Annotated in this window: 8 protein-coding genes (1 of these 8 cut by a window edge); all 8 read left to right on the plus strand. The window is 66.1% G+C overall.

Annotated elements, in window-relative coordinates; all coding sequences use genetic code 11:
- Positions 1–187: 187 nt before the first annotated feature.
- Entirely contained in the window at positions 188–994 is an 807-nt protein-coding gene (locus HZF03_RS23385) for a CoA transferase subunit A (RefSeq protein ID WP_012497783.1), read from the plus strand.
- Positions 994–1,761 carry a CoA transferase gene (locus HZF03_RS23390; protein ID WP_119019682.1) on the plus strand — a complete coding sequence of 256 codons (768 nt, stop codon included), beginning with the start codon at positions 994–996 and terminating at the stop codon, positions 1,759–1,761. The genes HZF03_RS23385 and HZF03_RS23390 overlap by 1 nt, the downstream gene beginning before the upstream one ends.
- A gap of 32 nt (positions 1,762–1,793) precedes the next feature.
- Entirely contained in the window at positions 1,794–4,103 is a 2,310-nt protein-coding gene (locus HZF03_RS23395) for a molybdopterin-dependent oxidoreductase (RefSeq protein WP_119019681.1), read from the plus strand.
- A 16-nt stretch (positions 4,104–4,119) separates the two neighbouring features.
- Positions 4,120–4,689 carry a peroxidase-related enzyme gene (locus HZF03_RS23400; protein ID WP_104513047.1) on the plus strand — a complete coding sequence of 190 codons (570 nt, stop codon included), beginning with the start codon at positions 4,120–4,122 and terminating at the stop codon, positions 4,687–4,689.
- 81 nt (positions 4,690–4,770) lie between these two features.
- Complete coding sequence (locus HZF03_RS23405; protein WP_119019680.1) at positions 4,771–5,457, plus strand: L-fuculose-phosphate aldolase; 687 nt, start codon at positions 4,771–4,773, stop codon at positions 5,455–5,457.
- A gap of 30 nt (positions 5,458–5,487) precedes the next feature.
- On the plus strand, positions 5,488–6,447 hold the full coding sequence (locus HZF03_RS23410) for a sugar kinase (protein WP_119019679.1): 960 nt from the start codon (positions 5,488–5,490) through the stop codon (positions 6,445–6,447).
- Positions 6,448–6,493: 46 nt separating this feature from the next.
- Positions 6,494–7,240, plus strand: a complete 747-nt coding sequence (locus HZF03_RS23415; RefSeq protein ID WP_119019678.1) for an SDR family NAD(P)-dependent oxidoreductase — start codon at positions 6,494–6,496, stop codon at positions 7,238–7,240.
- Between the two features lie 32 nt (positions 7,241–7,272).
- Positions 7,273–8,057 carry the 5' portion of an acrylyl-CoA reductase (NADPH) gene (gene acuI / locus HZF03_RS23420; protein ID WP_119019677.1) on the plus strand. It continues 202 nt past the right edge of the window, so 785 of the gene's 987 nt are visible here — the first part of the coding sequence; the start codon lies at positions 7,273–7,275; the stop codon falls past the right edge of the window.

Genomic DNA, 8,057 nt, shown 5'->3' on the forward strand with positions numbered 1-8,057 from the left:
CGGCCGTCCTCGCCTTGTCAAGTCGGGGAACGCGCTGTGCGACGCGGTGGCGCGAGCCGAGCCGGCATGCAGATGCGCCGCAGCGCCGTGCAGCAGTATGATCGGCATTGACAGGGGCTCGGCTGCGCGACTAATTTTATTTGGAAAGACGTTCTACAATATAGAACGCACATTCGGGAGGCTGATCGTGGCGAGCGATCTTCGCGGACTGGCGAAGTATGTGGAGCCGGGAATCCGGCTGGCGGTGCCGGTCGACTATGCCGGCGTCTCGATGGCGATGACGCGCCCGATCATCGAGCGCAAGGCCGGCAATCTCCATCTCATCTGCGTGCCGACCGGCGGTCTTCAGGTCGATCAACTGATCGGCTCGGGCCTGGTCCGCACCGTCGAGACCAGCGCGGTCACGCTCGGCGAGGCCGGCGGCGCGCCGCGGTTCAACGCAGCCGTCAAGGACGGTTCGATCAAGCTGATGGACGCCACCTGCCCGGCGATTCACGCCGGCCTGATGGCGGCGCAGAAGGGCAGCCCGTTCATGCCGATGCGCGGACTGATCGGTAGCGACATCCTACGTCACCGCAAGGATTGGCGCGTGATCGACAATCCGCTGGCGGACGGCGGCGACCCGGTGGTGCTGATCCCGGCGATCAAGCCGGACGTGACGATCTTCCACGCCCCGATGGCTGACCGCTTCGGCAATGTCTGGGTCGGGCGTCGCCGCGAACTCGCCGCGATGGCCTATGCGTCGGCGACGACGCTGGTGACCGTCGAGCGGATCGTCGAGGAAAGCCTGCTCGCCAACGAGATCACCGCGGCCGGCGTGCTGCCGGCGATCTACGTCACTGAAGTCGCGCTCGCGCCGAAGGGCGCCTGGCCCTACGGGCTGTGGGGCGAATACCAGACCGACACGCAGGAACTCGTCCGCTACGCCCGCGCGGCGCGGACTGCCGAAGGCTTTGCCGACTACATGGCGACGACGCAGATGGAGCCCGCCTGATGACCGATATTCATCCGCGCGAGATCCTGATCTGCACCATCGCCAAATTGCTCGACGGCGTCCGCCACGTCGCAGTCGGCGCTTCCTCGCCGATCCCTGCCTCGGGCGCGATGCTGCTGCGGGCGCTGAAGCAGAAGGCCGGCGAGACCGGACCGAGAATCTCGATCCTCGGATCGGTGGAGCACAACTTCTTCACCAACGGCTCGGCTGAGTTGTTCGACTGCGCCGGCCAGGGCCGCATCGATGCGTTCTTCCTCGGCGGCGGTCAGATCGACGGCCAGGGCAATATCAACCTGGTCGGCACCGGCGACTATCCGCAGACGCAGGTGCGCTGGCCGGGCTCGTTCGGATCGGCCTATCTGTACTACGTCGTGCCGCGCGTGATCCTGTTCCGCGAGGAGCACACCCCGCGCGCGATGGTCGAGAAGGTGGATTTCATCAGCGCGCCCGGCCTCAGTGACGAAGGCGTCTATCGCCCCGGCGGCCCGATCGCGCTGCTGACCAGCAAGGCGCTGTTCCGTTTCGACAAGGACCGCCGCGGCTTCGAACTCGAGAGCGTGCATCCCGGCTACGACCTCGCCGCCATCAAGGAGGCGACTGGCTTCAAGTTCGCGCATGACGATGTGCCGGCGCAGACTGCACTCCCCGATCCGCAGGTCCTGAAGCTGCTGCGCGAGCGCGTGTACGACGAAGTGGCCGAGACCTATCCGGACTTCGCCGCCCAGATGCGGCGCGAGATCGCCCAGCCGCTGCCGCGTGCGTCCTAAGCCGACCGGCCACAATCCCACGGAGACGGCGCGTGAGTGAGATCAAGCGAATCCCGCACTGCAGCCATTGGGGCGCCTATACGCTGCTGGTGCAGGACGGGAGCATCGTCGGCGTCGAGCCGTTCGCGCACGATCCCGCCCCGTCACCGATCATTCACTCGGTGCCGGAGTGGGCCAATCCCAAGCGCCGGGTACCGAGCCCGCTGGTACGCGCTGGCTGGCTGGAGAAACGAGAGCACAGCGACCGGCGCAAGCGCGGCGCCGAGAAGTTCGTTCCCGTCAGCTGGGACGAAGCGACCACGCTGGTCGCGGATGAAATCCGCCGCGTCTCGACCACCTACGGCAACGCCTCGATCTTCGCCGGCTCCTATGGCTGGACCAATTCGGGCCGGCTGCATCACGCCTCATCGCTTTTGAAGCGGATGCTGAATCTGGTCGGCGGCTTCACCCGACACGTCGACACCTATTCGATCGCTGCTGGTCCCGTGATCCTGCGCCACACGCTCGGCAGCTCCGATGCCTGCGACGGCCGCGCCAATACGCTCGACACCATCGCCGAACACACCGAGACGCTTGTGGTGTTCGGCGCGCTGTCGCCGCGCACCGCGCAGACAGAAGCCGGCGGCATCGGCGTGCACCGTGTCGAATCCTATCTGCGCAAGATCGCCGATCGCGGCATCCGCATCGTCCACGTCTCGCCACTGAAGGACGACCTGCCCGAATGGGTCGGCGCCGAATGGTGGCCGATCCGCCCGAACACCGACGCGGCGCTGATGCTCGGCCTCGCTGGCGAGATCGTGCTGGCGGGCCGGCACGCCCGCGACTTCCTCGATCGCTGTACCAGCGGTGCCGATCAACTGATCGCTTATCTCGACGGATCGGCCGATGGCATCCGCAAGGATGCAACCTGGGCGGCGGAGATTTGCGGCCTCGATGCCGAGAGCATTCGCCAGCTGGCCCGTCGCCTGGTCGACACCCGCAGCATGCTGACGGTGAGTTGGAGCCTGCAGCGCGCGCATCACGGCGAACAGCCGTTCTGGTCCGCGCTCGGCCTCGCCTCGATCATCGGCCAGATCGGCCTGCCGGGCGGCGGTGTCGGCTACGGCTATGCGTCGCTCGGCGGCGTTGGCTCGCCGTTCAATATCGGCAAGTCGCCGGCGATTTCGCAGCTGACGCGGCCGATCGACAGCTTCATTCCGGTGGCGCGGATCAGCGACATGCTGCTGAACCCGGGCGGGACCTTCACCTATGAAGGCAAGACCCACACCTATCCGGATACGCGGCTGGTGTATTGGGCCGGCGGCAATCCGTATCACCACCATCAGGATCTCAACCGGCTCGCCGACGCGTGGACGCGGCCGGAGACCATCATCGTCCAGGATCCGATGTTCACCGCGACCGCGCAGCGCGCCGATATCGTGCTGCCGGCAACGACCTCGATCGAACGCAACGATCTCGCCGGCAATCGCCGCTCCGACTTCGTCATCGCGATGAAGCAGGCGATCGCGCCGGTCGGAGAGTCGCTACCGGATTTCGAGATCTTCAATCGTATCGCCGCAAAGCTCGGCGTCGCTGACGGCTTCAACGAAGGTCGCGACGAGATGGGCTGGGTGCGGCACCTTTACGAAGAGGTGCGGCAGGACGCGGTCGAGCGGCTCGGCTTCGAGATGCCCGACTTCGACACGTTCTGGGAGCGCGGCTACGCCCGCTGCCCGGTCCGCGCCGAGCACACCTTCCTGGCCGACTTCCGAACCGATCCCGCCGCACACCCGCTCAACACCGAGAGCGGCCGGATCGTGCTCGGCAGCCGCACGTTGGCCGGGCTCGGTTATGACGATTGCCCGCCGCATCCGGCGTGGCTCGAACCGGCCGAATGGCTCGGCAAGGGCGACGCGTCGGATCTGCACCTGATCTCGCATCAGCCGATCGGTCGGCTGCACAGCCAGATCGAAACCGGCGTCGCCAGCGTGGCGGCCAAGCGCAACGGCCGCGAACAGGCCAAGCTCAATCCGCGCGACGCGGCAGCGCGCGGCATCGAGGACGGTCAGACTATCCGCGTCTGGAACGGCCGCGGCGCATGTCTGGCGACGGCGACCGTCACCGACTCGGTGCGCCCCGGCGTCCTGGTGCTGCCGACCGGTGCATGGTTCACGCCGCGCGACGAGAACGGACTCGAAGTCGCCGGCAATCCCAACGTGCTGACGCTCGACATCGGCACTTCGCAATTCGGCCAGGGCTGCTCGGCACACACCTGCCTGGTGCGCGCCGAACCACACATTGCCGATCAACGCGACGCTTTCGACGAATATCAGGACAAGCTGGTCGCCCTCGCGACCACCTAAAGAGAGACAGCGATATATGACCAAGCCCGCCATCAGCCGCTTCCCGGTTCCGGAGATCGCCAGCCTGCCGGACGACATTCGCACCCGTATCCTCGCGGTGCAGGAGAAGTCCGGCTTCGTGCCCAACGTGTTTCTCACGCTGGCGCATCGTCCCGACGAATTCCGCGCCTTTTTCGCCTATCACGACGCGCTGATGGACAAGCCGGGCCCGATCACCAAGGCCGAACGCGAGATGATCGTGGTCGCCACCAGCAACGCCAACCAGTGCCAATATTGCGTGATCGCGCACGGCGCGATCCTGCGCATTCGCGCCAAGAACCCGCTGCTCGCCGACCAGATCGCGGTGAACTATCGCAAGGCCGACATCACCCCACGGCAGCGCGCGATGCTCGACTTCGCCATGAAGGTTTCGGCCCAGGCCTATGAGGTCGGCGACGCCGACATCGAAGCGCTGAAGCGCCACGACTTCAGCGAAGAAGACATTTGGGACATCGCGGCGATCGCCGCCTTCTTCGGTATGTCCAATCGCCTCGCCAACGTCACCAGCATGCGGCCGAACGACGAGTTCTATGCGATGGGGCGCTGAGGCGCCTTCATCGAAAGCTCAAGCGACGATGCGCAGCGGCCGGCAAGAGCCGCAGCGGCCAACCTTTGAGGAAACACACCCATGACGCTTCCCGGCGCTGCAGACGTCGCAACCCGGCAATCCATCATCGACGCCTGCCGCGAGATGACGGCCTTAGGAATCAACCAGGGCACGTCGGGCAACATCAGCGTGCGCACCGATGACGGCATCCTGGTGACGCCGTCCGGCGTGCCGTACGAGTCGATGCAGCCGGAAGACATCGTGGCGATGAAATGGGATGGCTCGTGGACCGCGCCGGAGGGCCGCGTGCCCTCGACCGAGTGGCGCTTCCATCTCGACATTCTGCGGGAGAAGCCGGAAGCCAACGCCGTTGTGCACGCGCATCCAATCTTCTGCACGATCATCGCGATCATGAACCGCGCGATTCCGGCGATCCACTACATGATCGCGGCGGGCGGCGGCAACGACATCCCCTGCGCACCCTACGCGCAATACGGAACAGCCGAACTATCTCAGACCGTACTGGATGCGCTGCGCTATCGCCGCGCCTGCCTGATGGCCCATCACGGTCTGATCGCAATCGGCCCCAATTTGCGCAGAGCGTTGTGGCTGGCCGGCACCGTCGAAGTGCTCGCCAAGCAGTATCACGGCTGCCTGCAGATCGGCACACCGCCGCTGCTGTCCGACGACGAGGTCGACAGCATCCTCAAGCGTTGGGGCCAATACGGCCTGCGCGACAGCGACCGCGCCCCCAAGACCTCCAACTAACACCAACCAACACTGCGCAAGGCTTGCTCCATGGCCCATCCCCACGACGTCAGCGTCTGCGGCACCTATATCCTCGACATTCTCGGCGTGCCGGTGACCGAGATCCCGGCCGGCGGCGGCCGGGCGCTGATCGATGAAATCCGTCTCACCGTCGCCGGCACGGCGGGCGGCACGGTGGTGCCTTGCGCCCGGCTAGGCCTGAAGGCCCTCGCGGTCGGCGCGGTCGGCACCGACGAGAAGGCCGATTGGGTGCTGGACGCGATGGTGCGCGAGGGCATCGACATCTCGGTGATGGAGAAGATCGCCGGCGCGCCGACCTCGGCCACCATCCTGCCGATCCGGCCCGATGGCTCGCGGCCGGTGCTGCACGCGCGCGGCGCTTCGGCGCGCTGGAAGATTTCGCCGGAGGCCCAGAAGGTCGCCTGCGGCAGCAAAGTGCTGCATCTCGGCGGCGTCGGATCGCTGCTAGCAATGGACGGCGAACCGACGGTGTCACTGCTGCGCGACGCCAAGGCTGCGGGCTGCATCACGACGGTCGATCTGATCCAGGCGCGCGGCGAAACGCTACCGCTGCTCGAACCGCTGATGCCCTACACCGACTTCTTCATGCCGAGCATCGACGAAACTCACGCGCTGATCGGCAGCGACGATCCGGCCACCTGCGCCCGCTACTTCATCGGCAAGGGCGTCGGCGCCTGCGCGATCTCGCTCGGCGAGCACGGCTCGTTCGTGATGACGCGCGATGGACGTCAGTTCACCGTGCCGGCATTCGACATCACCGTGCGCGACACTTCGGGCTGCGGCGATTCCTACACCGGCGGCTTCATCGCCGGACTGGTGCGCGACTGGGATCTACAGGACTGCGCCAGACTGGCGACCGCCACGGCCGCCATCGTCGCCACCGGGCTCGGCTCCGGCGCCAACCTCGTGTCGTTCGAGGAAACGGTGAAGGCGATGAACACGCTGCCGGTGCGTGCCGCACGCGCCTGAGCTCATCACGACTTATCTTTCGATCGGAACGTTTCGAGGATCATTCATGACCAGACATGCCATCGTCACCGGAGCCAGCCGCGGCATCGGACGCGCCATCGCGCTCGGCCTTGCCCAGCGCGGCTACGACCTCGCGCTCACCGATATTGCGCCGCAGGAAGGCGTGCTGCGCGAGACCGTCGAGGAGGTGAAGCAGCTCGGCCGCAAGTGCCTTCCGATCCTCGCCGACGTCAGCAAGATCGAGGATTGCCAGCGTTCGGTGACCGAGGCGGTCGCCGGGCTCGGCCACGTCGACGTGCTCGTCAACAATGCCGGCATCCTGCGCCTCGCCATGATCGACGAGACCACGCCCGAGCATTGGGATCAGACCTTCGCGGTCAACGTCCGCGGCGTCTTCCAGATGACCCAGGCGGTGGTGGTGCACATGAAGGAGCGGCGCTACGGCCGCATCGTCAATATCGCATCGCTGGCCGCGCGCACCGGCGGTCCCGGCCAGTCGCACTACGCCGCGTCGAAGTCCGCAGTGGTCGGCTTCACCCGCGTCTCGTCGATGGAGTTCGGCGGCCACGGCATCACCGTGAATGCGGTCTGCCCCGGCATCATCCAGACCGAAATGGGCCGCAACAACCTGCGCGATCCGGAGCGGGTCACGTATTTCGAGAAGATCACTGACCTGCATCGGCTCGGCGAGCCGGAAGACGTCGTCGGCCCGGTCGCGTTCTTCGCATCGGACGATTCGGCGTTCGTCACCGGCCAGGCGCTCAATGTCGATGGCGGCATCTTCTACAGCTAATCTCGTAACGCGCACCAAAAGGGAGTGATGCATTGGCCACGTTTAAGGCTGTCCGGATCGACAAGGCGGACAAAGGGACCAGCGCTGCGCTGACGCAATTCGACGAAGCCGAGCTGATGGACGGCGACGTCACTGTCCGGGTCGAATGGTCGACGCTGAACTACAAGGACGGTCTGGCGCTGACCGGCAAATCGCCGGTGGTGCGGCGTTTCCCGATGATCGCCGGCATCGACTTCGCCGGCACCGTCGAGACCTCGACCAGTCCGAACTGGAAGCCGGGCGACAAGGTGATCGCCAACGGCTGGGGCATGGGGGAGACCCATCTCGGCGCCTATGCGGAGAAGGCGCGCGTCAAGGGCGACTGGCTGGTGCGCCTGCCCGAAGGCATGACCGCGCGGCAGGCGATGGCGATCGGCACTGCCGGCTACACCGCGATGCTGTCGGTGCTGGCGCTGGAGAACCATGGCTTGAAGCCTGCCGACGGACCGCTGATCGTCACGGGCGCCGCGGGCGGCGTCGGCTCGGTCGCGATCGCGCTCTTATCGAAGCTCGGTTATCACGTGATCGCCTCGACCGGCCGGATGTCGGAAGAGAGCTATCTGAAGAGCCTCGGCGCCGCCGAGATCATCGACCGCAACGAGCTCTCCGGACCGGCAAAGCCACTCGCCAAGGAGCGTTGGGTCGGCGGTGTCGACAGCGTCGGCTCCACGACTTTGGCAAACCTGCTGGCGATGACCAAGTATCGCGGCGCGATAGCGGCCTGCGGTCTCGCCGGCGGCATGGATCTGCCGTCGTCGGTCGCGCCGTTCATTCTGCG

Origin of the sequence: Rhodopseudomonas palustris, assembly GCF_013415845.1 — a bacterium.
Lineage (GTDB): Bacteria > Pseudomonadota > Alphaproteobacteria > Rhizobiales > Xanthobacteraceae > Rhodopseudomonas > Rhodopseudomonas palustris_F.

What these genes read in the sequence shown, in the direction of transcription:
- HZF03_RS23390 (WP_119019682.1), top strand. Translation starts at nt 994, where the DNA reads ATGACCGATATTCATCCGCGCGAGATCCTGATCTGCACCATCGCCAAA.
- HZF03_RS23410 (WP_119019679.1), top strand. Translation starts at nt 5,488, where the DNA reads ATGGCCCATCCCCACGACGTCAGCGTCTGCGGCACCTATATCCTCGAC.
- HZF03_RS23405 (WP_119019680.1), top strand. Translation starts at nt 4,771, where the DNA reads ATGACGCTTCCCGGCGCTGCAGACGTCGCAACCCGGCAATCCATCATC.
- HZF03_RS23415 (WP_119019678.1), top strand. Translation starts at nt 6,494, where the DNA reads ATGACCAGACATGCCATCGTCACCGGAGCCAGCCGCGGCATCGGACGC.
- HZF03_RS23400 (WP_104513047.1), top strand. Translation starts at nt 4,120, where the DNA reads ATGACCAAGCCCGCCATCAGCCGCTTCCCGGTTCCGGAGATCGCCAGC.